Raw genomic sequence first — 22714 nt, 5'->3', positions numbered from 1 at the left:
ACTGGAGGCGGCTCGCCGTGAGGCGGCGCGTCAGGCGCTTGGATGATTGCGACTTACAAGCGCTCGCTCGCGAAGCCGGAGCCGTCCGATGTCGCCCGCTTGGCCGCCAAATTGGAACAGGATGTGCTCATTCTTCACCATCAATTCACGCCGGGTTATGGCCCGCTGTTCGGACCTCAAAACGTCCCCGGAGCAGCCCGGCCCGCGCAAGCCCGGCTCCGGCTGTTGACGGAGAAGCACCTGATGGACTCGTTGCGCATTAGCGGTCGTCGTGGCTTTGAGGTTTGGCTGGACTACCCGGACGACGACCGTCCGCTAGACGAAATTCATCCTCGCGCGCTGGTAATTGCTCGCCATGGCCTTGAGCCAATCACCGCGCCCATGAAATGGACTCGGAAGGCCTTGAGATTCGGCCCCGCCTTGCCGGTTACGGCGGAGTCGATCAACGTGCTTCTCGGTTGCCAGGACTCGGGTGAAATGCTCGTTCAGGTCGTCACCCAGATTGTCGCCGCCGCTGTGATTGCCCTGGGCGACGATGCCGAACTGGAGGTCGCTTGATATGTGTTCGTCCACCCAGTCGTCGCTTTCCAGGGGGATCGCGCCGCCATCCCTTCAAGTTCGGAACCCTGCCGATCCGGCCCCTGGCGATCCCGACGCCCAGGCCGCTCCAGCCGTCCAGGCTGACGCCCTGGTTCGACGGCGAACCCGCCGACGACGCCCAGGCTGCCGCGACCTGACGCGGGAGTCAGCCGCCGACATCAATCCCCAGGGGAATCTGGGCAGCGGCGCGCCGAAAATTCTTCCCCGCCGCCCCGCCGCGTGAGAGAAGGGGTCCGTCCTCGCTCGCCCCAGGCTTCGGCCCGTGATGCAGAGCGCCCCGAACTTGTAAGTCGCGCCTGATCCGCGCCGCCATCATCGGCGGCGAGGCGCGCGTAAGTCTTAGCCCTAGTCTTAGCTAATCAACCCGCGCGTGTCGGTCCCGCGCGCTTAATCAATCGCATCAAACAAAGACCCGCCACCGGTGAGAACGGTGACGGGCCTAGGACTTACAATGCCTAAGATTTATAGCACCCCGGCGGCGGGGATCGAGGAATCGCGCGCGCGCTCTAGCGCCATCCACTATCACACGTCTAACCACCCGCACATTAAGACACCAGTTTGGACCCCGCACGACGCGGGTTGGTCGGAATTTGTCGTATATCTTACTGAGAGCGCGGAGCGTCAGTCTCCGGCGGCCCCCCGTCCGGCTTTCGTCCCGGCGGCCCTGGTCGGCGGAACCCGCTCAAAGAATGCTGTCAGCGAGATCAACGTGGCTGTGGTTACGGTCGAGGGGGTCGCGATTGACGACATTCGCGAACGCATGGCGGCGGCCGGGCGCACCCGCGCGGACGGACCCGGCTGGTCTGGTGCTATCGTTTCGACCTGGGCGAACGGATGCACGGAAACGACGTTGAACCGCGACGCCGTAGTCAAGTGGTTGGCGCGGCATGGCCGCGCCCAGTACGGCGGCGCTGAGATCAACAAGGCCAGCCTCGCCTATTACCTGGGCGAAGTGCGCGGCTGGCTCGACGTCTCCGAGTCGGTGGAGATCGCCGCTGAGAACGTCCAGACGGCGGACGGTGCGGCGGTGGTCGTCCGACACGGTCCCCTGTCGTCGTTCTTGGTCGCCGTGCCGCTGGTTCCGGCTTTCCGGCCCGCCGAAGCCGCGTCCACCCAGGCGGCGGGGCTGAGGTTGTGGGGCGATGTGCTGGAGACGGTGGAATATGCCGTCAGCGGACGCATCGCCTTGACCAGGGCGGCGCGCGATCCTGCCGCCATGGTCGCCGTGCCCAGCCGCCGCTCCGGCGCTGAGCCGGTGGTGGAGGTGATCCACGGCGAGCCGGTCGATTGGCGCGACCTCGGCGTTGCGGAGCAGGTGGATGAGAAGACCCCCGCCAAGACGTCCCCGACGCGCGAAACCATCAAGGCGGCTATTGACGCTCTGCCGCCCAAGGATCAGGCCCCGGACGTTGCGCCGGTGGTGGAGCTGATCGCTTGCCTGGACAACGCTGTGGACAGGGAGATGCTTCTGGACGCGCTGAAGCGCGCTACCGGCGTTTCCATCGTGACGTTGCGTCGAGACGTGAATGATCGCCGCCGCGCCGCCGGGGACGGACCGGAAGAAGGATGGCTGACGGACAAGGCGACGGGCTATCGCACGTTCGTTTACGTTGGCGAGCCGGACCACCGGCTTGCCCGCGCCGGGATCGTGGCGACCATGGAGAAGGCCAACGCCAACGCTAATGAACCGGTGTTCAGCGTGAACCTCGGGCAGGTTATGGGCCTGCGTCGGCATGGCGGTCGAGCCGGATTTCAGCCGCTCACAGCGCGTCAGTTTCAGTCGGCGCTCTTCAAGGTTTGCAGCTTCGCCCAGCACCGTGACGGCGGGCCACTGACCCACCGCATGCCGGACGCAGACATTTGCGGCGTCGTTCTGGATGGCGTGGAACCGGACGAACTGCCGGTGACGCCGACGATCCGCCGGGCGCCTACGATGGCGCGGGACGGCGAAATTCTGGACCGCAATGGGTGGTTCGGCGACGTGCTGGTGGACTTGGGCGACCTGACCCCGCCGGTGGTTCCGCTGGACCCGACGACGGAGGAGATCGTCGCCGCGCGCGACCTGATCCTCGGGGACGTGGTAGGCGATTTCCCGTTTGACGACGGCGATGATGACGGTGCCCTGGGCGAGAGCAAGGCGAGCCGTGCGAACGCCGTTGGGATGTTGATTACGCAGTTTGCGCGCGACCTGTTTGACGGCCCGTCGCCCTTGTTCGCCATCGTTAAGCCCAGTCCCGGCGTCGGCGGAACCCTGCTGGCGGAAACGGCCCAGCGGCTGTTCGACGGTCATGCTTCAGCGACGACGCCGAACACCCGCAACGAGGAGGAGATGCAAAAGCACATGGTCGCCGCAGCCCTGGGTGACGACTCGTTTCTATTCTTCGACAATGTGACCGTAGTGAGACGCTGAAGCGTTCGACCACCGCTGAAATGATCGGTGGGCGCGTCCTGGGGCTGTCCAAGACCATTTCCCGCCCCAACCACTTCCTGTGGCAGTTGACAGGAATTAATCCGCGCCTCGGGCCGGAAATGGCGCGCCGCGCCGTCTTCATCAACCTGAATTCAAGGGTGGAGGACAATAGTGCACGCAACTATCGACATGACGACTTCAAGGGTTGGCTTGGAGAGAACCGTAGCCGCATCATTGGCGCCATTCTGACGCTGACCGCGCATGGTGGGTCAAGGGCGCCAAGTCCGGCAAGGCCAAGCTGGCTTCGTTCGAGTCGTGGTCTGGCGTAATCGGCGGCATCTTGGAAACCGCCGGAATTGAGGGCTTCCTGACCAATCCCCGCGCGCCTAGCGCCGACCGCGAAGGCGCCCAGGTCAAGGCGTTCGTGTCGGAGTGGTGGAAGGTTTGGAAGGAGGCTGACACCACCGAAGCGAGGGCGTTTGACTATGCAGACGGCGCCGGATTCGTCACGGGATTCGGTGATGATCGGCGCCTGGGAGCGATGGCTGGCGTCTGGTGCACCTGGGCAAGCTGGAGCAAGGCGATGACGCCGACCGCTCTTAAGGCCCGTGTGATGGAAGAGGTGGGGCGCCAATCCGGCTGCTTCACCTTCGCCGACATCGCCGACCGCCTCGGGGATGACTACGGTCGGGGCGGCACCAATGAACGCCGCCTGCGTCGCGCCCTGGAGGCTTTGCGCCGGTCGGGTGTCGTGGTGAAAATTTGTCACGGATTGATGCGGGCGGGCGGTGGTGGCGTCGGGCCGGGTCTGGGGATGATCGGGGCCGTCGAACGGTTCATGCTCGACAATGGCGGCGTGGCGCGGCCGGAGGAAATCTGTATCACGTTGGGTCTGGACGATGCCGGGCGCCGCATCCTGCATCGGGTGCTGGAGGCGGGGCGATACGAGCCGCTGCCGACGATGCACGACAGCCGCCGGTGGTGGACGTTGCCGGTCGGAGAACGCCTCACCCTGGTGTCGCCGGGGTGGCGGATCGAAGTTGACATGGCGTTGGAGAACCTGCGAGCCGGGCGGCCGTGGCGAGCGGGCCTCGGTGAAATCAACGCCCGGCGGCGCGCCATCGGCCAGGGGATTCAGGGCGCCCGAGACGCCTCAAACCTGGACGTGGACTCGCTGCTGGAAGCGGTTGGGCGCATGTTCGTCGCCGACATGGAGCGGGGTCGCTCGTCGGTCCTGATCGCCGGTGGTTCGATCCGCCTGGGGCTGGAGGCGACGTTGGCGTCCGCGTGGATCGACCTAGAGGAAGGTGGCGAGATCGGTTCGGCGTGGGCTGGGGTGGCTTTGTCGTCGGCGACTTGGGCCGCCGTGGGCGCGTGCCTTGGAGCCGATGCGGCCGCCCTGTCGCGGGGCTCGCCCGGTTGGAGCCTCAAACCGTGAGACAGAATCCGGTAATTGTTCCGCCAATTACCGTTTTTTGTCTCACGGTTTTGACCCGGGTAGAGAGAAGGGCGGTGGGCCGGAACCGCCTTGGCACCCGCCGACTTGACCGGCGGGGGATTCAACGGCGCGTCGCTCCGCAAGCTAGCCAGAACTCAGCGCTCTATGGCCTTCATCGGATGGATGCCCGCCAGTAGCTTCCGCTTCACTTCGAGCGCCTCTGCGATGGTCTTGTCTGGATCACTGCGCACGCCAGCACCGATCACCTGTCCGCCCCTGATCGCGCGGCGATACCCGTCCTTGCCATCCTGCCAACTGATCTTGGGGTCGGGAACAAATTCAAAGAACGGCCGGTTGTCAGCGGTTGCGGGGGTGATGCACCCATACCCGCCCTGGCCGTCCGAGATGACGGAATGCAGGACATAGTTGCCATCTGGATCGACAAGCCACCCGACCACCGCCTTAAATGTGCCTGTGGGGTCATTCGCTTCATACCAGCGACAGTTCGCATGGCACTCGGACACCGGCATACGCATGTAAGCGATTTCCTGAGCGCTGGCTCTCTGAGCCGTCACAACTGGCAGAACCTTCAATTCCGCGACTGTATCAGCTTCCCACTGACTAGCTGGGAAAACCCACTGATCGACCTTTTTTAGAAGCTGCTCACGTAACCCGGCTTCTCGCCGCTTTGCCTCGCCCATCCGAGCCTCGCCATTTTCGACAAGTAAGGCATGGGCCGCTTTGGGCGCCCTCGCAATGCTTAAGGCCCTGTATCGGAATCGGACGCCGCGCCTTGCTGGGCCATGTCGCCGGGGATGCAGGTGAGCGTTACGGCGGTGCCCACGCCGTACCGATCCTGACCCGCGAAATCAGCAAGATTTCCCTGTCCTTGGAAATGGCGGCTTAGCGGACTCCATTCCACTGTCGACCTTATGGCGCCGTCTTCATCCATTTCTAAAAGAGACGGTCTTGCAGGGTGCGCGATCATCGCCAGGGAGGCGGGTGGCGAGCACTTCATTGAGCCGGAGTCCGCTGCCTCAATTCGATCCGGCCCCCCTTGGCGCCGGGCCAAAATTGGAAAAGGGACCCCCGCCCAAGGGTCCCCGGCACCGAATTAATTCCCGCACCCTCACCCTGGGTGCCCCAGGTCAAAACAAGAGAGCGATCACGGCGATGGCAAGGGCAACTTGCAGCAGACGGATCATGCAGCCCTCTTTTCAATCCGTTGGTCCGCGAACCACTTGGAAACCGCATGGGAGACGGCCCGGTCGGGGTGGCGAGGAACGTCGGGGAAAAGGGGGCCGGGGGCGGCGTTCTCAATGAAGTCCAAAAGCCCCGCTGCGATCAGATCGGGGTGAAGGGCGATGTTGCGGCGGCTGGACGCCGTTTTCTCTTTCTTCGATTTTGATCGCCGTCCACTAGCGCGGAAAGCGGTAATGGCGAGATAGGGCGTCCCCTCGAAATCCCTCAAGTCCTCTCGATTAAGCTGAACGATTTCTGATGCTCGGGCACCTGTGAACGCCGCAATGACCGGCACCCACCACCGCCAGGACCCGGCCTCACGGTAATGAGCGAGCGACGCAAAAACCTTCGCGCGTTCGGCGCGGGCGAACGGCTGTCGTTCGATTTTTGGAGCGGCACCAGCGCCCATCCCGGCCGCCGGGTTTGTGTCGGCATAGCCCTTATCCATGGCTCATTTCATCATGGCCGATAGCCTTGAGAGGTAGCTGGAAACCGTCGCTGGTGCGACGCGCTCCATGAAGTCCTCTTCGTCCTCTTCGAGGCGGTCATGCTCCTCCGCGCGGTCTGCCGCTTCGGTCAGGGTGATTTTGGGGCCGAACTTCTTCTTTGGGTTCGGGGGGAGGCGTAACAGAAGGTCGCGGAGATCGGCGACCTGCTTCCAGGTGATCGCCCGAACCCAGGTTTCGGCTCCCAGCACTTCCAGCAGCCCGGCGAACAGGTGGTTATATTTCCGCCCCACCACTTCCGGCCCGCGCGCCTTCGTCACTTCGGCGCGGTAAAGGTCGATCAACTCGCCGATGGTGATGTCATCGGCGCGTGGGCGGTATGGCGTGGGCAAGGAGGGCACCATGACAGCCGCCGGGCCGATATGTTGGACGGACTGAATCGCCAGGACGACGGCAGCCCGCCGCCGCGCGATTTCTACATGGGTCAGCACCTCGACCCAGGCGGCTGCAAAGCGTTGTCGGAGATGTGGGCGGTGGTGGTCCGGCACGGCGTTGTTCAGCCCGCCGATCCCAGCCGCCTTGTCCATCTTGTCGTCAAACCCGCGCACGTTGCGCCAGCCTTCAGGTTCGTCTCGCGCTCGCTCCAGCCGCGCAATCAGTGCCATTACGTTTACGGGGCTGGCGGCGAAGTCGGTTTGTGACAGGTCGGGGCGCCTGTCGAAAAGTCCGTTTGCTGCCGCGAACGCCTCATCAACCAAGCCGTCAGCCATCAGGGCGGCGGGATTCTCAGCGGCCGCCATCGCCTCGACTCGCAAACGGCGCCAAGCGTCAAGCGCCTGCCACACCTCTTCTGCATCCAGCCGCCCGATCTCGCCTCGCGCCTTGGCGAATTCAGCCGCCAGCGTCGCAATGGCGCGCGAGCGGTCATGACGTGCCTGCGCCGGATCGGTCGTGCCCATCGACACCTTGATATGGCTGTTGAACTTGCCGCCGCTCGGTCGGGGCTGTTCCACTAGGTCGTGGGGCACCCTGACGGTCAGTGTAATTCGACCTCCCGGCGTCCGACGCGACAAGCCTTCGCCAAGGGCTAGTTGATGGTCGATTTGGCGGGCCATGTTACCCCGTTGTTACCCCGTTTTCGGTCACGAAAGGCCCGCCAGGACTGAGAAGTCAAGTGATGCGGGGGTTCTGGGGAGGGTTGGTAGGCCCGGAGGGACTCGAACCCCCAACCAGACCGTTATGAGCGGTCGGCTCTAACCATTGAGCTACGGGCCCCCGAAGCACACGAAGGCGTGCCTAGCAGGCGGCGCGGCGGCTGCAAAGCCGCCTTGGACCTGTCGCGCTTTTCACGCCGATGAACGGAACCTGCACAGGGGTCTTTTGCGTTCGTTCAGCTTGAAACGGTCAAGTTGGGCCGTGGCTGGCGAACACGTCCGCCCGAATGAATTCGACGGAGACCTCGTAATGACCCGCACCGCACGCGCCCTGATGCTGGGCACGGCCCTGATGACCCTGGCGGCGCCGGCCGTCGCATCCGCCGCTTCTGGCGCTCAATCCCAGCCCGGCGGCTCTTCCCCGATGCAGGTGCACGCCATGGCTCAACAACCCGCCCTGAACCTGTCGGCCTACGGCGAGGTCAAGGTCGCGCCGGATCAGGCCACCATCAACTTCGGCGTGGTGACCGAGGCCCCGACGGCCCAGGAAGCCATGGCCCAGAACGCCCAGCAGATGACCCGCGTCGTCGCCGCCCTGCGTCGCGCCGGGATCGCCGAGCGCGACATCCAGACCTCGGGTCTGAACCTGTCGGCCCAGTACGACTATCAGCAGAACGAGCCGCCCAAGCTGCGCGGCTATCAGGCCTCGAACCGGGTTACGGTGACGATCCAGGATCTGAGCAAGGTCGGAACGACCGCCGACGCCGTGGTCACGGCCGGCGTCAATCAGATCGACGGCATCGCCTTTGGCTTGAAGGACCCGAAGGCGGCCGAGGACCAGGCCCGCGTGCTGGCCGTGCGCGCCCTGCAGGACAAGGCGCGTCTGTACGCCCAGGCCCTGGGCGTCGACCTGGGGCCGGTGCGTTCGCTGACTGAGGGCGGCGGTTATGCGCCTGAGGTGCGGCCGCAGGCTATGTATGCTCGCGCCGCCATGGATGCGGGCGGCGCCTCGACCCCGGTCTCGGCCGGCGAGCTGACGGTCCGCATCGATATCAGCGGAACCTACGACATCGGCCGCTGATCGCGATCCGGCGATGAAACGAGAAGGGCCCGCCGGAAACGGCGGGTCCTTTTTCGTGAGTTTATTACCGTCCGTTCATTTGACGCGCGGGGCGCGGCCTCTATCCTCACGCTTGGCCGCCTCTGGCCGCGATCCTGGACGCCCGCCTTCCCATGAAGCAGTTCTTCCTCACCATGCTGGGCGTCTTCGCCGGGCTTGTGGCCTTCTTCGTCGTCCTGCCCGTGGTGGCGCTGATCTTCTTCGCCATGGCGGCCGGGGCCTCCAAGCCGACCACGCCCGCCCATACGGTGCTGGAGCTGGACCTGCGCAGCGGCCTGACGGATCAGACGCCGGTCAATCCCTTTGCGGCGTTCAGCGGCCCCAGCCTGTCGGTGGTTCAGGTCGTGGACGTGCTGGCTCAGGCGACCGCCGACGACAACGTCAAGGTGTTGCTGCTGCGTGCGCCCGAAGCCGGCATGACGCCCGCCTCGGCCGACGAGGTGCGTCAGGCGATCGCCCGCTTCCGCGCCTCGGGCAAGACGGTCATCGCCCACAGCCAGGGCTTCATGCCCGTGGGCGCGGTGATGTCCAGCTATATGGTCGCCTCCAGCGCCGATCAGCTGTGGCTGCAGAACACGGCGAACTTCCAGGCCGTGGGCCTGTCGGCGGACAGCGTTTTCCTAGGCCGCGCCTTCCAGAAGTACGGCGTCAAGGCCGACTTCGAACAGCGCTACGAATACAAGAACGCCGTCAACGAATATACGCAGAGCGATTTCACCGCCCCGCACCGTGAAGCCATGCTGGCCTGGATGGGTTCCATCTACGACAGCGCCGTCGCCAACATCGCCCGCGACCGCAAGACCACGCCCGAGGCCCTGAAGGCCGTCATCGAGGCCGGCCCCTATTCGGCCGATCAGGCCCTGTCGCTGAAACTGGTCGACAAGATCGGTCAGGTCGAGGAAGCCGAAGTCGCCGCCAAGACCAAGGCGGGCAAGAACGCCAAGATCGTCAAGTTCAGCGAATACGCCTCGCTGAAGGGGACGCGCACGACCTCGGGCTCGGGTTCGGCCAAGTCGGCCATCGCCATCGTCGGCGGCGAGGGCGCCATCATGACCGGCCGCGGCGCCAATGACTCGCCCTTCGGTGGCGGGACCATGATCCGCTCGGACGACACGGCCAAGGCCATCTATCAGGCGATCGAGGACAAGGACGTGAAGGCCATCGTCTTCCGCGTCTCTTCGCCGGGCGGTTCCCCGGAAGCGTCGGAGCAGGTTCTGGCCGCCGTGCGCGCGGCCAAGGCGGCGGGCAAGCCGGTGGTGGTGTCCATGGGCGCCTATGCGGCGTCCGGCGGTTACTGGATCAGTTCGGAAGCCGACTGGATCGTGGCCCAGCCCTCGACCCTGACCGGCTCGATCGGCGTGTTCGGCGGCAAGTTCGTGCTGGCCGATGCGCTGGGCCGTTTCGGCGTCGATATGCGCGGCCTGTCGGTCGGCGGCGACTACGCCGACGCCTTCTCGCCGGTGCAGGGCTTCGATCAGGGCCAGCGCGCCGCCTTCGCCGCCTCGATGGACCGCATCTACGAAGAGTTCGTCGCCCGCGTGGCCAAGGGCCGCAAGCTGCCGGTCGAGCGCGTGCGCGAGATCGCCAAGGGTCGCGTCTGGACCGGCGCCCAGGCCCACGGCCTGGGTCTGGTCGATCAGCTCGGCGGTCTGGAAGAGGCCGTGGCCAAGGCGCGCCAACTGGCCAAGATTCCTTCGTCCGAGACCGTCCGCTTCAAGCGCTTCCCGCAGCCGCAGTCGCCGTGGGAGGCCCTGGCGACGGCCTTCGGCGCTTCGGGCCAGGCCGCCGAGGCCATGGTCAAGGTCGGCCAGGTCATGGGCGATCCCGCCGCCCAGGCCATGCTGAACCGCGTTGAGACCGACCGGATGCGCAGCCGCGGTTCCGTCGTCCTGGCGGACCAGCCGGCCTTCTGAGGCGCGGCTGGATCAGCAAATGTGACTGGCGCGTGATGTCGCAGTGCATTGACCGTTCAGGTCGATGGACCGACATTACGCCTCAGGCGTTCATCAGGACGCTGAGAGAGGCTTTGAGTTCATGATCAACTCCGACCCGATGGGCCAGCTGGGTTTCAATGCGCGCCGTCGGCCCGGTTCCGGCCTGCTGGCGCCCTTCGTCTGGGTCGCCGGTCTGATCGCCACCGCCCTGGCTGTGACGGTCGGCGCCTTGCTGGCCGTCTTCACCGCCGCCGCCGTAGCCATGATCGCCGTGGTCGGGGGCGTGCTGGTCTTCTTCGCCGGTTTCGCCCTGCGCGCCCGCCGCGCCATGACCGCGCGCCGCCGTCGCGACGACGGGGTCATCGACGCCAGGAAGGTCGGCGATACCTGGGTGGCCTACGGCTGGGAAAAGGAAGGGCGCTGACAGGGCCCTCATGATCGCCTTCACCGACGCGCCGTCCCCGAATTTCGACGCCCGGCGCGGCCCGCCGGACATTCTGGTGCTGCACTACACCGGCATGGAGACCGCCGAGGCGGCGATCGAGCGCCTGCGGGATCCGGAAGCCAAGGTTTCGGCCCACTATGTCGTCGACGAGGACGGCGCCATCCTGCGCCTGGTGGCCGAAGAGCGCCGGGCCTGGCACGCCGGGCGCGGCGCCTGGCAGGGCGAGACCGACGTCAACGCCGCCTCCATCGGCATCGAGATCGTCAATCCGGGCCATGAGTTCGGCTACCGCCCCTTTCCCGAGGCCCAGGTCCGGGCGGTGATCGCCCTGGCGGCGGACATCCGCACCCGCTGGTCCATTCCCGACGCCCGCATCATCGCCCATTCCGACCTGGCGCCCGAGCGCAAGCAGGATCCTGGCGAACTCTTCCCGTGGAAGCGGCTGGCCGAGGCCGGGCACGGCCTGTGGTTCGAACCGGCGCCGGAGCGCGTCGGCGCCCTGGGCGCGCCTCTGTCGCCGGGCGACGAGGGACTGGGCGTCATTGTCCTGCGCTCGGGTCTGCACCGGCTGGGCTATGGGCTGCAGCCGGGCGGCGCCTATGACGAGGAGACCCGCCTGACGGTCGAGGCCTTCCAGCGCCACTGGCGGCCGGATCGGGTCGACGGCGTGGCCGACGGCGAGACGCGGGCGCGTCTGGTCGGCCTGCTCCAACTGGCTTCGGTCGAGAGCGTCACGGGCGTTCTGGATTGACGCGGCGCCCTATCGCGCGCATCTAGCGCTCGCCAGACGGCCGGGCGGTCGCGGCGGGGGCTTGCTCCCGTCGAGGAAAGTCCGGGCTCCACGGTGAAAAGGCGGCGGGTAACGCCCGCCCGGGGCGACCCGAGGGACAGCGCCACAGAAAGCAAACCGCCCCGGTCCGCCGGGGCAAGGGTGAAAGGGTGGGGTAAGAGCCCACCGCGTCGGCGGCAACGTCGACGGCATGGCAAGCCCCGCCTGGAGCAAGACCAAATAGGGACATCGCGCGGGGCTCGCCCCGCAGGGTTCACCGCCCCAGATGTCCGGGTAGGTCGCGAGAGCCGTCCAGCAATGGGCGGCCCAGAGGAATGATCGTCGCCGCTTTCGGGCGGAACAGAACCCGGCTTACAGGCCGTCTGGTGTTTATTTCAGGGACAACTGACCCTCTCCCGGCGGGAGAGGGCTTGAGCTTCGGAGAGCCGAAGGCGATCCGCCAAGCGAAAGGGTGAGGGGTTTGTCCTGTCAGTCGGCGTAAGCCGTCGTCTCGCCGGTGTGCGACGGCCTTCGGCCGACTTATGCCCCGAACCCTCACCCTTTCGCGCCAGAACGATCGCTGACGCTCTCGTGCGCTCAAGCCCTCTCCCATCGGGAGAGGGATGCTCATTAACCATTCCGTTTAAATCAAGGCCTTACAACCCGTCCACAGGCTGTGAATACTCATTTTGTTCTGTGTATGTTCCGATTTTACAGTCGTGACGACGTCATCGGAACCGCAAATTAGGTTAAAGGGCGTCAACTAATCCCATTGAGACCCATTCTGTCCCATGCTATCCCAATGGCTCATGAGTGAGGGCCAAGGCCCGACGCGTGGGCTTTTTCATCGGATTTCAGGGACGGGCCGCAGGGTTCGATAGGGCAGGGCGTGTTTCTCTCGACCTACGAGAAGCAGCTGGACGGCAAGCGCCGTCTCCTGATCCCTCAGGAATTCCGCACGGCCGAGAACGGCGCCGAGCACGGCGTCTTCTGCTTCCCCTCCATCGAAGCGGACTGTCTGGAAGCGGGCGGCGACAAGCTGTTCGCCGAGTATCGCGCGGTGATCGAAAGCCTGCCGTTCGGCGATCCCTATCGCTCGGCGCTGGAGGCCTCGATCTTCGGCGAGCAGAAGCCGCTGGCCTATGACTCGGGCGGGCGCATCACCCTGCCGGAGCATCTGTGCGCCGAGGTCGACCTGTCGGATACGGTCGTCATCTACGGCGTCGGCGAGCGGTTCCAGATCTGGAACAAGGACAAGTGGGCCGCGCATCGCGCCGAGCAGCGCCGCATGGCGCGCGAGGGCCTGAAGCAGTTCGGCGAGATGCGCCGTCAGGCGATGGCGGCGAAGACGGGAGGGGCGGCATGACCTCTCCGCACGCGCCCGTTCTGCTGGCCGAGGTGATCGAGGCGCTGGCGCCCAAGGCGGGCGACGTGGTCATCGACGCCACCTTCGGCGCGGGCGGCTATACGCGCGCCATTCTGGAGCGCGGCGCGGATGTGGTGGCGCTGGATCGCGACCCGACGGTGCAGCCGTTCGCGGACGCCGTGGCGCGTGACTTTCCAGAGCATTTCCAGCTGATCCGCACGCCGTTTTCCGGTCTGGCCGAGGCGTTCGAGGAAAGCGGCAAGGCGAAACTGGACGGCGCCGTCTTCGACATCGGCGTCTCGTCCATGCAGCTGGATCAGGCCGAACGCGGCTTCTCCTTCATGCGCGACGGGCCGCTGGACATGCGGATGTCGGATGAGGGCGAAACCGCCGCCGACATCGTCAACACCTGGGACCACGGGCCGCTGGCCCATATCTTCAAGCTGTACGGCGACGAGCGCCAGTCGGGCCGGGTCGCCACGGCCATCCTGCGTCGCCGGGTCGAGCAGCCCTTCACCCGCACCCTGGATCTGGCCGAGGTGGTGGAGAAGGCTCTGGGCGGGCGTCGCGGCGCCGCCATCCATCCGGCGACCCGCGTGTTTCAGGCCCTGCGCATCGCCGTCAACGATGAGCTGGGCGAGCTGGAGCGCGGGCTGGAGGCGGCCGAGGCGACGCTGGCGCCCGGCGGGCGGCTGGTCGTCGTCACCTTCCATTCCCTGGAAGACCGTATGGTCAAGGCCTTCCTGATCGAGCGCACCGGCAATGCGCCGGGCGGGTCGCGTCATGCGCCGGTCGCGGTCGAGACGCGCAAGCCCAGCTTCGACCTGTTGTTCAAGGGCGCGCGCGAGGCGGGCGAGGCCGAACTGGCCGTCAACCCCCGCGCCCGCTCGGCCAAGATCCGCGCGGCGGTTCGGACCGACGCCCCGGCCTGGGGCGCGATGAAGGGGAGGGCCGCATGATCGCCATGCCCGCCCCCGTCAAACGCCTGTTCGAGTGGAAGGTGCGCGGCGTGCGCTGCGTCGAGATCATCGGCGTGGCCTGCGTGCTGGCGCTGGTCTTCTCGGTCTACATCGCCAAGGCGGCCGCCGCGCGCGAAAGCGCCGAGATCAGCCGTATCGAGCGTGACATCCGCGAAAACCGCGAGCGGGTCCGCCTGCTGCGCGCCGAGGTCACGCGGCTGGAGCAGCCCGCGCGGCTGGAGGCCCTGTCGCGCGAGATCGGCCTGGGGCCGGTCGATGTGAAGAAGCAGGCGGGCGAGGCGGCCTTGACCGAGATCGCCCCGCCGCCGGTCGAGAAGCCGGTTGAAAAGGCCCCTGCTGCGCCGCCCGCCGCCGCTGCGGAGGCCGTGCAATGAGCGTGCATGACCACCACGGCATGGGCTATCGCGGCCGCCCGCAGGCGACTTTCGGCGGCGCCGTCTCGGCCTGGGGGCGGTGGGTCGCCTCCCTGGTGTGGAACCTGGAGCACTCGTTCGAGCGCGCCCGCGCCGATGCGCGGCCGGAAGAAGACACCCGCGTCCGCATCTTCCTGATCATGGCGGCCTTCTGCGCCGTCTTCGCCTGCCTGGCGCTGGGCGCGGCGCACGCGGCGCTGCTGACGCCGCGCGGCGGGGCGGGGGCGGGCCTTCATCCCGGCGCCCTGACGCGCGCCGACCTGGTGGACCGCAACGGCCGGCTGCTGGCGACCAACATCACCCACTACGGCCTCTATATCGACCCGCGCGAGGTCTGGGACATTCCGGCCGCCAAGGCGCAGTTGCGCCGCGCCCTGCCGCGCATTTCCGCCGCGCGTCTGGACCGGGTGATGAGCGGCGAGCGCCGCCTGATCGCGCTGACGGGTCTGACGCCGTCGGAGCGCCGGGCGGTTCATGCGCTGGCGCTGGGCGGGGTGACGTTCGAGCCGGAGGACCGCCGCGTCTATCCGCTGGGGACCTCCGCCGTGCATCTGATCGGCCGTTCGGATACGGGCGGCGAAGGCGTGGCGGGCGCCGAGCTGGCCTTCAACCAGGAAATCCGCGCGGCGGGCGTCGCGGGCGAGGACTTCCCCCTGTCGATCGACCTGCGCATCCAGGGCGTGGTCGAGAACGAGCTGGCCATCGCCGCCGAGGAGCACAAGGCCAAGGGCGCCGTCGCCGTGGTCGCCGATGTGCAGACGGGCGAAATCCTGGCCATGGCGTCGTGGCCGACCTATGACGCCAACCGTCGCAACGCCGCGCCGGAAGAGGCGACGCTGAACCGCGTCACCTCGGCCCACTACGAGATGGGCTCGGTGTTCAAGAGCTTCACCGTCGCCGCCGGGATAGACACCGGCCGGGCCGACATGAACACCCTGTTCGACGCCTCTCAGGCGCTGCAGATCGGCAAGCGTCGCATCACCGACTTCCACGCCACCAACAAGGTGCTGACGCTGGAGGAGGTCTATCTGCACTCGTCCAACATCGGCACCTCGCGACTGGCGGTCGAGATGGGCGGTGATGTGATGCGCGACTATTTCCGCCGTCTGGGCCTGCTGGACGCCGCCCCGATCGAGCTGAAGGAATCGGCCGCCCCGCCCAAGGTGCGCAAGTGGGACGACAGCACCCTGGCGTCGCTGTCCTTCGGCTACGGCATCATGGTCACGCCGATCCAGTATGTGGCGGCCTATGGGGCGCTGAGCAACGGCGGGCGCTATGTGGCGCCGACCCTGCGCAAGGGCGGCCGTCCGAACGCCCAGACGCATCAGGTCGTCTCGGCCGAGACGTCGGCGACCATGCTGGACCTGATGCGCCGCAACGTCACGCGCGGTTCGGGCCGGTTCGCCGATGCGCCGGGCCTGCGCATGGGCGGCAAGACGGGTTCGGCCAACAAGCTGGTCAACGGCCGCTATAATCCGGCGGTGGCCGTCGGCTCCTTCGCCGGGGTCTTCCCCGCCGACGGGCCGGTGGACGCCAAGCGTTACACCGTCTTCGTCCTGATGGACGAGCCGGGCGTCTATCCGCGCACCGGCGGCTATGTCGCCGCGCCCGCCGTGGGCCGCATCGCCAACCGCATCGCCGGCTTCCTGGGAGTCGAGCGCAAGGCCGACCGCTGGTCCACCGCGCTCGGCGAAAAGATCCCCGAGTTCCAGGACGTGGAGGGCGACGGCCGATGAGCCAGTTGCGCCTTTCCGAACTGCTGCGCCGGGACGTGGCCTCGGACCCTGAGATCACCGCCGTCACCGCCGACAGCCGTCAGGTCGTGCCCGGCGCCCTGTTCGTCGCCCTGCCGGGGACGCAGGCCGACGGCCGCGCCTTCATACCGCAGGCCCTGGCCAAGGGCGCGGCCGCCGTGCTGGCGCCGTCCGACACGCCGGAAGGCGCAGCGCCGGTTCTGGTCGGATCGGGCGACGTGCATCGGGCCTACGCCATCGCCGCGCGCGCCTTCTACGGCGCCCAGCCGCGCACCTGCGTCGCGGTGACCGGCACCAACGGCAAGACCTCGGTCGCCAACTTCTGCCGCCAGATCTGGGCCGGCATGGGCCTGAAGTCGGCCAGCATGGGCACCCTGGGCGTCGTCGGCCAGAAGGGCGACAGGACCTACGCCCTGACCGGCCCCGGCCTGACCAGCCCCGACGCCGCCGAGGCCGCGCGCCTGCTGGCCGAACTGGCCCGCAAGGAAGTCACCCATCTGGCGCTGGAGGCCTCGTCCCACGGCATCGACCAGCGGCGTCTGGACGGGGTGGCGATCAAGGCGGCGGGCTTCACCAATCTGACGCAGGACCATCTCGACTATCACGGCACGATGGAGGACTACCGCGCCGCCAAGATGCGCCTGTTCGAGGCCCTGCTGCCGCGCGGGCGCACGGCGGTTCTGAACGCGGATTCCGACGCCTATTCGGCCTTCGCCTCGGCTTCGATCATGGCGGGGCTGGGCGTGATGGGCGTGGGCGAGCGCGGCCGCGACCTGACCCTGCTGGCGCGCCGGGCGACGCCGGAAGGCCAGCGCCTGACCCTCGACGCGCGCGGCCGGTTGCATGACATTCTGCTGCCGCTGGCGGGCGCCTTCCAGGCGTCGAACGCCCTGGTGGCCGCTGGTCTGTGCATCGCGGGCGGCGAGGACCCGGACCGCGTGATCCCGGCGCTGGAGATGATCCGGGGCGCGCAGGGCCGTCTGCAACGCATCCCCGGCGGCGCGCGCGGCGGCGAGGTCTATGTCGATTATGCTCACACCCCCGACGGGCTGGAGACGGTGCTGAACGCCCTGCGTCCGCACGCGACGGGCCGCCTGATCGTCGTCTTCGGCGCGGGCGGCGACCGCGACCGGGCCAAGCGTCCGCTGATGGGCGAGATCGCGGGGCGTATGGCCGATACGGCCATCGTCACCGACGACAATCCGCGTTCCGAAGACGCCGCCGCCATCCGCGCTCAGGTGCGCGCAGGCTGCCCCGACGCGCTGGAGATCGGCGACCGCCGCGAGGCCATCCGCCACGCCGTCTCCCTGATGCGCGAAGGAGATGTGGTCGTGATCGCCGGAAAAGGGCATGAACAGGGTCAGATCGTCGGCGGGGTCGTGCATCCCTTCGACGACGCCGCCGAAGCGACCGAAGCCCTGAAAGACCATGCCTGACGCACACACGCCGCTCTGGACCGCCGAAGCGATCGCCTCGGCGACCGGAGGACGGCTTCATGGACCCGACGCTTCCGTTTCGGGCCTGACCTACAACAGCCGCGAGGTTCAGCCGGGTGACCTGTTCCTGGCCCTGCACGGCGCACGCGACGGGCATGAGTTCGCCGAGGCCGCCTTCGCGGCGGGCGCGACGGTCGCCCTGGTCGACCGGCCGGTCGAGGGCGGGTCTTATGTGCTGGTTCCCGACACCCTGAAGGGCTTGGAGGCGCTGGGCGTCGCCGCGCGCGACCGCGCTCGCCTGCGCGGCGCCGTCACCGGCAGCGTCGGCAAGACCAGCGTGACCCAGGCCATCAAGGCGGGCCTTGATCTGGCGGGATCGAGCCACGCCTCGATCAAGAGCTACAACAACCATATCGGCGTGCCGCTGACGCTGGCGCGGATGCCGCAGGGCACGGACCGCGCCGTGTTCGAGATCGGCATGAACCATCCGGGCGAGATCGGGCCGCTGTCGCAGTTCGTGCGTCCGCACGCCGCCTGCGTCACCACGGTCGGACCGGTGCATATCGAAGCCTTCGCCGATGGCGAGGCGGGCGTGGCGCGCGAGAAGGCCGCCATCTTCGAGGGTCTGACGCCGGGCGGGATCGCCGTGGTCAACGCCGCGGACGCCCATGCAGACATCGTGCGTCAGGGGGCCGAGAAGGCCGGGGCCGTGGTGCGGACCTTCGGCAATGAAGCGGGTTGTGACGCGCGACTGCTGGACTTCGTCGCCGATAGCGAGGGCGCGACCGTCACGGCCGAGCTGGACGGACGTCGCATCGAGTATCGCCTCGCTCAATCGGGCGTGCACTGGGGGCTGAACAGCCTGTGCGTCATCCTGATGCTGCAGGCGCTGGACGTGTCGCTGGACACGGCGCTGCAGGCCTTGGCGGGGTTCCAGCCGCTGGCCGGGCGCGGGCGGGTGAGAACGGTCCTCGTTCCCGGCGGCGCCTTCACCCTGATCGACGAGAGCTACAACGCCAATCCGCTGTCGATGAAGGCGGGCTTCGTCAGTCTGGGCGCCAAGCCGGTGGGGCAGGGCGGCCGCCGCGTCGTCGTCCTGACCGACATGCTGGAGCTGGGCGAGCACAGCCGCGCCCTGCACGAGGGGCTGGCCCCGGCCATCGTCGGCGCTGGGCTGGACCTGGTGCATACGGCCGGGCCGCAGATGCGCCTGCTGCATGAGGCCCTGCCGCCTGCGCTGCGCGGAGAATGGCGCGAGACCGCCGCCGAACTGGCCGCTGAGGCCGTGACCCTGATCCAGCCGGGCGATGTGGTCATGGTCAAGGGCTCGAACGGATCGAAGGCGTCGCTCGTTGCGGCCGCGCTTGCAAATCTCGGCGTGGCCGAACAAGAGGCGCGCGTCGCCGCCGAGGCCCAAGGGAAGCCTGCCTGATGTTCTACCTGCTCTATCTCTATTACGCGGACATCGCTCAGGAATATCCGCTGCTGCACCTGATCCAGTATCAGACGGTGCGCGTGGCCCTGGCCATGGCCACGGCCATGATCGTGGCGGTCGCGATGGGCAGCCGCTTCATCAACTGGATCCGCGCCAAGCAGGGCCGGGGCCAGCCGATCCGCGACGACGGCCCGGTGTCCCACCTGTCCAAGGTCGGCACCCCGACCATGGGCGGGCTGATGATCCTGGCGGGCATCGGCGTGGCCGTGCTGCTGTGGGGCGATCTGACCAACCCCTATATCTGGATCGTCTCGGGCGTGACGGCGGCCTTCGGCGTGCTGGGCTTCATCGACGACTACGCCAAGGTGACGAAGCAGACCTCGGCCGGGCTGACGTCCAAGCAGAAGCTGCTGGCCCAGACCGTCGTGGCCGTGATCGCCGGCGTGCTGACCGTGCTGTGGATGACCCAGTCGCCGACCTCGCCGGGGCTTGAGACCTCGGTCGCCTTCCCCTTCCTGAAGGCGGTGCTGCTGAACATCGGCTGGTTCTATGTGGCCTTTGCGGCCTTCACCATCATCGGCTTCTCCAACGCGGTGAACCTGACCGACGGGCTGGACGGCCTGGCCATCGTGCCGGTGATGATGGCGGCGGGCGCCTTCGGCATCATCAGCTATCTGGTCGGCAACTTCCTGTTCGCGGACTATCTGCAGGTCCACCATGTGCCCGGCGCGGGCGAACTGGCCATCTTCTGCGCCGCCATCATCGGCGGGGGCATGGGCTTCCTCTGGTACAACGCGCCGCCGGCCAAGATCTTCATGGGCGACACCGGCTCGCTGGCTCTGGGCGGCGCCCTCGGCTCGATGGCCGTGGCGACCAAGCACGAGCTGGTGCTGGGCATCGTCGGCGGCCTGTTCGTGGTCGAGGCGGCCTCGGTCATGATCCAGGTCGGCTACTTCAAGCTGACGGGCAAGCGCATCTTCCTGATGGCCCCCATCCACCACCATTTCGAGAAGATGGGCTGGCCGGAATCGACCGTGGTGATCCGCTTCTGGATCGTCGCCGCCATGCTGGCCCTGGCCGGCCTGGCCACGCTGAAGCTGCGTTGAGCCGATGATCCCCGTTCCCGGCTTCGAGGGGCGTCGCGTTGCGGTCTTCGGCCTGGGGCGGTCGGGGATCACGACGGCGCGCGCGCTTCAGGCGGGCGGGGGGGTCCCTGTGCTGTGGGACGACGGCGTCTCGGGCCGGATGCAGGCTGAGGCTGAAGGCTTTGTCGTCGAGGATCTGACCCGCGCTGACTGGTCCGGGTTCGCCGCGCTTGTGCTGTCGCCGGGCGCACCGCTGACCCATCCCAAGCCGCACTGGAGCGTGGAGCGCGCCCACGAGGCGGGCGTGCCGGTCATCGGCGATGTGGAGTTGTTCGCGCGGGCGCTGGCCGCCCTGCCGCAGGGGCAGCGGCCGCGCGTGGTCGCCATCACCGGCACCAACGGCAAGTCCACGACCACGGCCCTGATCGGCTGGGTGCTGAAGCAGACGGGCCTTAGCGTCCACATCGGCGGCAACATCGGCATCGGCGTGCTGGCCCTGCCCGAGCCGACGGCGGATGCGGTCTATGTGATCGAGGTGTCGTCCTATCAGCTGGACCTGACGACGGGCTTCGCGCCCGACGTGGCGATCCTGACCAATGTGTCGCCGGACCATCTGGACCGCCACGGCGGGATGGAAGGCTACGTCGCCGCCAAGCGCCGGATTTTTCAGGCGCACGGCGAGGGCGCGCTGGCGCTGGTCGGCGTGGACGAGGAATGGGGGCGGAAGGCCGCGGCGGACCTGCGGGCGCAGGGACGGCGTGTTTGCACCGTCTCTACATCCGCTCATCCCCGCGGAGGCGTGGACCCAGAAAGAGCCGCCTCCACGACGCCGACCGGGGGGCTGCAGCCAAAGAACTGGGTCCCCGCCTCCGCGGGGATGAGCGGGATAGGGGCTGAGCCCGGCGCCTTGATCGTTGAGGACGCCGTGCTGGCCGATTTGACCGCCGCGCGGTCCTTGCCCGGCCGTCACAACGCACAGAACGCAGCCTTCGCCTATGCGACCGCGCGGGCCCTGGGCGTGTCGCATGAGGCGGCGGTCGAGGGGCTGTTGAGCTTTCCCGGCCTGTCGCACCGGATGGAGGCTGTGGGCCGTCTCGGCGCGGTGCGCTTCATCAACGACTCCAAGGCCACCAACGCCGACGCCGCGCGGCAGGCGCTGGCCTCCTACCCTGCCGTTTTCTGGATCGCGGGCGGCAGGGCCAAGGAGGGCGGCGTCGAAACCTTGCGCGACCTCTTCCCGCGCGTGACCAGGGCCTATCTGATCGGAGAGGCGGCGGACGCCTTCGCCGTCACTCTGGCCGACACGCCGCACGTCGTCGCCCATACGATGGAGCGGGCCGTCGAACTCGCCGCCGCCGACGCCGCTGCGGCTGGGGGCGAGCAGGTCGTCCTGCTGTCGCCCGCCTGCGCCAGCTTTGATCAGTTCCCTGATTTCGAGGTCCGGGGCGAGGCGTTCCGCGCCGCCGTCCTGAGCCTGGGCGCACGGCCGGAGCCCGCCGCATGACCCATAACAGCTACAGCCATCCCTTCTCGCGCAACGACCAGAGCCTGATCGCGCGCTGGTTCTGGACGGTGGATCGCGGCCTGCTGGGCGCGGCGCTGACTCTGATGACGTTAGGCGTGGCGCTGAGTTTCGCCTCAAGCCCGGCGGCCATTCTGGCCGATGAATCGATCCGCGATCCCTTCCACTATTCGTGGCGGATGATGGTCTTCTCGACCATGGGGCTGTGCGTGATGCTGGGCGCGTCGCTGCTGTCGCCGCGCGGCGTGCGGCGGATCGCGGTGCTGGCCTTGCTGTGCGCCATCGTGGTCATGGCGGCCCTGCCGTTCATCGGCGATACGGTGAAGGGGGCAGCGCGCTGGATCAATCTGGGCCCTTTCAGCCTTCAGCCGTCCGAGTTCGCCAAGCCCGGCCTGATCGTCTTCGCCGCCTGGATGTTCGCCGAGGCCCAGAAGGGCGAGGGCGTGCCCGGCGTCAGCATCGCCTTCGGCCTGTGGGCGCTGACGGTCGGCCTGTTGCTGATCCAGCCGGACATCGGCCAGACCCTGCTGATCACCACGACCTTCATGGCCGTCTTCTTCATGGCCGGGGTGCCGCTGAAATGGGTGGCGGCGCTGGCGGCGGTCGGCGCGGGTGGGGTGGTGTCGCTGTATTTCATGTTCAGCCACATGCGTGACCGCCTGAGCCGCTTCCTGTCGCCCGAGACGACCGACACCCACCAGATCGACCGCGCGTCCGAGGCGATCCGCGCCGGGGGGCTGGTCGGGCGCGGCATCGGCGAGGGGGTGATGAAGCGCCACGTTCCCGACCTGCACACCGACTTCATCTATTCCGTCGGGGCCGAGGAGTTCGGCCTGGTGCTGTCGCTGATCATGATCGGGCTTTACGCCTTCATCGTCATTCGCGGGATGCGGCGGGCGATGAAGCTGAACGACTCCTTCGAACAGACGGCGGCGGCGGGGCTGTTCATGCTAATCGGGCTGCAGGCCTGCATCAACATCGCGGTGAACCTGAACCTGATCCCGACCAAGGGGATGACGCTGCCCTTCATCAGCTACGGCGGGTCGTCCATGATGGCCATGGGGCTGACGATGGGGTTCGCCCTGGCCCTGACCCGGCGTCGTCCGGGCGCCTATGAACTGGGGTCGAACGTCGCCCCGCGTCGCCGCCTGCTGCCGTAAGAGAG

Annotated in this window: 19 protein-coding genes, 1 tRNA gene and 1 other RNA gene; 17 read left to right on the top strand and 4 right to left on the bottom strand. The window is 67.5% G+C overall.

Going from position 1 to position 22714, the window contains the following annotated elements:
• The first annotated feature begins 42 nt into the window (after nucleotides 1-42).
• The 3 genes from V8J38_RS14045 to V8J38_RS14035 all read left to right on the top strand — a co-directional run bounded on the left by V8J38_RS14045 (nucleotide 43) and on the right by V8J38_RS14035 (nucleotide 4448).
• A complete protein-coding gene (locus V8J38_RS14045; protein WP_338576509.1) occupies nucleotides 43-558 on the top strand; it encodes a hypothetical protein in 516 nt (171 codons plus the stop codon).
• A 751-nt stretch (nucleotides 559-1309) separates the two neighbouring features.
• Nucleotides 1310-3010, top strand: a complete 1701-nt coding sequence (locus V8J38_RS14040) for a hypothetical protein (RefSeq protein ID WP_338576507.1) — start codon at nucleotides 1310-1312, stop codon at nucleotides 3008-3010.
• Nucleotides 3011-3350: 340 nt separating this feature from the next.
• Nucleotides 3351-4448 carry a type IV toxin-antitoxin system AbiEi family antitoxin domain-containing protein gene (locus V8J38_RS14035; protein WP_338576506.1) on the top strand — a complete coding sequence of 366 codons (1098 nt, stop codon included), beginning with the start codon at nucleotides 3351-3353 and terminating at the stop codon, nucleotides 4446-4448.
• 155 nt (nucleotides 4449-4603) lie between these two features.
• Here V8J38_RS14035 and V8J38_RS14030 read toward each other — a convergent pair whose 3' ends face one another.
• The 4 genes from V8J38_RS14030 to V8J38_RS14015 all read right to left on the bottom strand — a co-directional run bounded on the left by V8J38_RS14030 (nucleotide 4604) and on the right by V8J38_RS14015 (nucleotide 7411).
• Nucleotides 4604-5149, bottom strand: coding sequence for a hypothetical protein (locus V8J38_RS14030; RefSeq protein ID WP_338576505.1), 546 nt, complete (start codon nucleotides 5147-5149; stop codon nucleotides 4604-4606).
• Between the two features lie 500 nt (nucleotides 5150-5649).
• Complete coding sequence (locus tag V8J38_RS14025) at nucleotides 5650-6138, bottom strand: hypothetical protein (protein WP_338576504.1); 489 nt, start codon at nucleotides 6136-6138, stop codon at nucleotides 5650-5652.
• Between the two features lie 3 nt (nucleotides 6139-6141).
• Nucleotides 6142-7251: a DUF6538 domain-containing protein gene (locus V8J38_RS14020; RefSeq protein WP_338576502.1), complete on the bottom strand. Its 1110-nt coding sequence runs from the start codon at nucleotides 7249-7251 to the stop codon at nucleotides 6142-6144.
• 84 nt (nucleotides 7252-7335) lie between these two features.
• A tRNA-Ile gene (locus tag V8J38_RS14015) sits at nucleotides 7336-7411 on the bottom strand.
• A 189-nt stretch (nucleotides 7412-7600) separates the two neighbouring features.
• On the opposite strand from V8J38_RS14015, the gene V8J38_RS14010 reads away from it, so the two are divergent.
• The 14 genes from V8J38_RS14010 to ftsW all read left to right on the top strand — a co-directional run bounded on the left by V8J38_RS14010 (nucleotide 7601) and on the right by ftsW (nucleotide 22709).
• A complete protein-coding gene (locus V8J38_RS14010) occupies nucleotides 7601-8371 on the top strand; it encodes an SIMPL domain-containing protein (RefSeq protein WP_338576500.1) in 771 nt (256 codons plus the stop codon).
• A gap of 152 nt (nucleotides 8372-8523) precedes the next feature.
• On the top strand, nucleotides 8524-10323 hold the full coding sequence (gene sppA, locus V8J38_RS14005) for a signal peptide peptidase SppA (protein ID WP_338576498.1): 1800 nt from the start codon (nucleotides 8524-8526) through the stop codon (nucleotides 10321-10323).
• A 121-nt stretch (nucleotides 10324-10444) separates the two neighbouring features.
• Nucleotides 10445-10768, top strand: a complete 324-nt coding sequence (locus V8J38_RS14000; protein WP_338576496.1) for a hypothetical protein — start codon at nucleotides 10445-10447, stop codon at nucleotides 10766-10768.
• A 10-nt stretch (nucleotides 10769-10778) separates the two neighbouring features.
• Nucleotides 10779-11540, top strand: coding sequence for an N-acetylmuramoyl-L-alanine amidase (locus tag V8J38_RS13995; protein ID WP_338576495.1), 762 nt, complete (start codon nucleotides 10779-10781; stop codon nucleotides 11538-11540).
• A 32-nt stretch (nucleotides 11541-11572) separates the two neighbouring features.
• Nucleotides 11573-11949: RNase P RNA component class A (rnpB, locus tag V8J38_RS13990), an RNA gene on the top strand.
• A gap of 498 nt (nucleotides 11950-12447) precedes the next feature.
• Nucleotides 12448-12924, top strand: a complete 477-nt coding sequence (locus V8J38_RS13985; protein ID WP_046653154.1) for a division/cell wall cluster transcriptional repressor MraZ — start codon at nucleotides 12448-12450, stop codon at nucleotides 12922-12924.
• On the top strand, nucleotides 12921-13883 hold the full coding sequence (rsmH, locus tag V8J38_RS13980) for a 16S rRNA (cytosine(1402)-N(4))-methyltransferase RsmH (RefSeq protein WP_338576490.1): 963 nt from the start codon (nucleotides 12921-12923) through the stop codon (nucleotides 13881-13883). The genes V8J38_RS13985 and rsmH overlap by 4 nt, the downstream gene beginning before the upstream one ends.
• Nucleotides 13880-14278 carry a cell division protein FtsL gene (gene ftsL / locus V8J38_RS13975; protein WP_338576488.1) on the top strand — a complete coding sequence of 133 codons (399 nt, stop codon included), beginning with the start codon at nucleotides 13880-13882 and terminating at the stop codon, nucleotides 14276-14278. The genes rsmH and ftsL overlap by 4 nt, the downstream gene beginning before the upstream one ends.
• Entirely contained in the window at nucleotides 14275-16053 is a 1779-nt protein-coding gene (locus tag V8J38_RS13970) for a peptidoglycan D,D-transpeptidase FtsI family protein (RefSeq protein ID WP_422388297.1), read from the top strand. Before ftsL ends, V8J38_RS13970 begins: the two co-directional genes overlap by 4 nt.
• Nucleotides 16050-17507, top strand: coding sequence for a UDP-N-acetylmuramoyl-L-alanyl-D-glutamate--2,6-diaminopimelate ligase (locus tag V8J38_RS13965; RefSeq protein WP_338576487.1), 1458 nt, complete (start codon nucleotides 16050-16052; stop codon nucleotides 17505-17507). Before V8J38_RS13970 ends, V8J38_RS13965 begins: the two co-directional genes overlap by 4 nt.
• Nucleotides 17500-18939: a UDP-N-acetylmuramoyl-tripeptide--D-alanyl-D-alanine ligase gene (locus V8J38_RS13960; protein ID WP_338576485.1), complete on the top strand. Its 1440-nt coding sequence runs from the start codon at nucleotides 17500-17502 to the stop codon at nucleotides 18937-18939. Before V8J38_RS13965 ends, V8J38_RS13960 begins: the two co-directional genes overlap by 8 nt.
• Nucleotides 18939-20048: a phospho-N-acetylmuramoyl-pentapeptide-transferase gene (gene mraY / locus V8J38_RS13955; RefSeq protein ID WP_338576483.1), complete on the top strand. Its 1110-nt coding sequence runs from the start codon at nucleotides 18939-18941 to the stop codon at nucleotides 20046-20048. Before V8J38_RS13960 ends, mraY begins: the two co-directional genes overlap by 1 nt.
• 4 nt (nucleotides 20049-20052) lie before the next feature.
• On the top strand, nucleotides 20053-21531 hold the full coding sequence (gene murD, locus V8J38_RS13950; protein WP_338576481.1) for a UDP-N-acetylmuramoyl-L-alanine--D-glutamate ligase: 1479 nt from the start codon (nucleotides 20053-20055) through the stop codon (nucleotides 21529-21531).
• Nucleotides 21528-22709, top strand: coding sequence for a putative lipid II flippase FtsW (gene ftsW, locus V8J38_RS13945; RefSeq protein WP_338576479.1), 1182 nt, complete (start codon nucleotides 21528-21530; stop codon nucleotides 22707-22709). Before murD ends, ftsW begins: the two co-directional genes overlap by 4 nt.
• Nucleotides 22710-22714: the final 5 nt, after the last annotated feature.

The organism is Brevundimonas olei (assembly GCF_037055245.1).
GTDB classification, from domain to species: domain Bacteria; phylum Pseudomonadota; class Alphaproteobacteria; order Caulobacterales; family Caulobacteraceae; genus Brevundimonas; species Brevundimonas olei.
This window is presented reverse-complemented; position numbering and strand designations above follow the sequence as displayed.

Coding starts and splice junctions, on each gene's coding strand:
- V8J38_RS13970 (WP_422388297.1), top strand. CDS start 14,275: ATGAGCGTGCATGACCACCACGGCATGGGCTATCGCGGCCGCCCGCAG.
- V8J38_RS13960 (WP_338576485.1), top strand. CDS start 17,500: ATGCCTGACGCACACACGCCGCTCTGGACCGCCGAAGCGATCGCCTCG.
- V8J38_RS14045 (WP_338576509.1), top strand. CDS start 43: ATGATTGCGACTTACAAGCGCTCGCTCGCGAAGCCGGAGCCGTCCGAT.
- V8J38_RS13965 (WP_338576487.1), top strand. CDS start 16,050: ATGAGCCAGTTGCGCCTTTCCGAACTGCTGCGCCGGGACGTGGCCTCG.
- V8J38_RS14025 (WP_338576504.1), bottom strand. CDS start 6,138: ATGGATAAGGGCTATGCCGACACAAACCCGGCGGCCGGGATGGGCGCT.
- murD (WP_338576481.1), top strand. CDS start 20,053: ATGATCCCCGTTCCCGGCTTCGAGGGGCGTCGCGTTGCGGTCTTCGGC.
- V8J38_RS13995 (WP_338576495.1), top strand. CDS start 10,779: ATGATCGCCTTCACCGACGCGCCGTCCCCGAATTTCGACGCCCGGCGC.
- ftsL (WP_338576488.1), top strand. CDS start 13,880: ATGATCGCCATGCCCGCCCCCGTCAAACGCCTGTTCGAGTGGAAGGTG.
- rsmH (WP_338576490.1), top strand. CDS start 12,921: ATGACCTCTCCGCACGCGCCCGTTCTGCTGGCCGAGGTGATCGAGGCG.
- V8J38_RS14030 (WP_338576505.1), bottom strand. CDS start 5,149: ATGGGCGAGGCAAAGCGGCGAGAAGCCGGGTTACGTGAGCAGCTTCTA.
- V8J38_RS14010 (WP_338576500.1), top strand. CDS start 7,601: ATGACCCGCACCGCACGCGCCCTGATGCTGGGCACGGCCCTGATGACC.
- V8J38_RS14000 (WP_338576496.1), top strand. CDS start 10,445: ATGATCAACTCCGACCCGATGGGCCAGCTGGGTTTCAATGCGCGCCGT.
- sppA (WP_338576498.1), top strand. CDS start 8,524: ATGAAGCAGTTCTTCCTCACCATGCTGGGCGTCTTCGCCGGGCTTGTG.
- ftsW (WP_338576479.1), top strand. CDS start 21,528: ATGACCCATAACAGCTACAGCCATCCCTTCTCGCGCAACGACCAGAGC.
- V8J38_RS14020 (WP_338576502.1), bottom strand. CDS start 7,251: ATGGCCCGCCAAATCGACCATCAACTAGCCCTTGGCGAAGGCTTGTCG.
- mraY (WP_338576483.1), top strand. CDS start 18,939: ATGTTCTACCTGCTCTATCTCTATTACGCGGACATCGCTCAGGAATAT.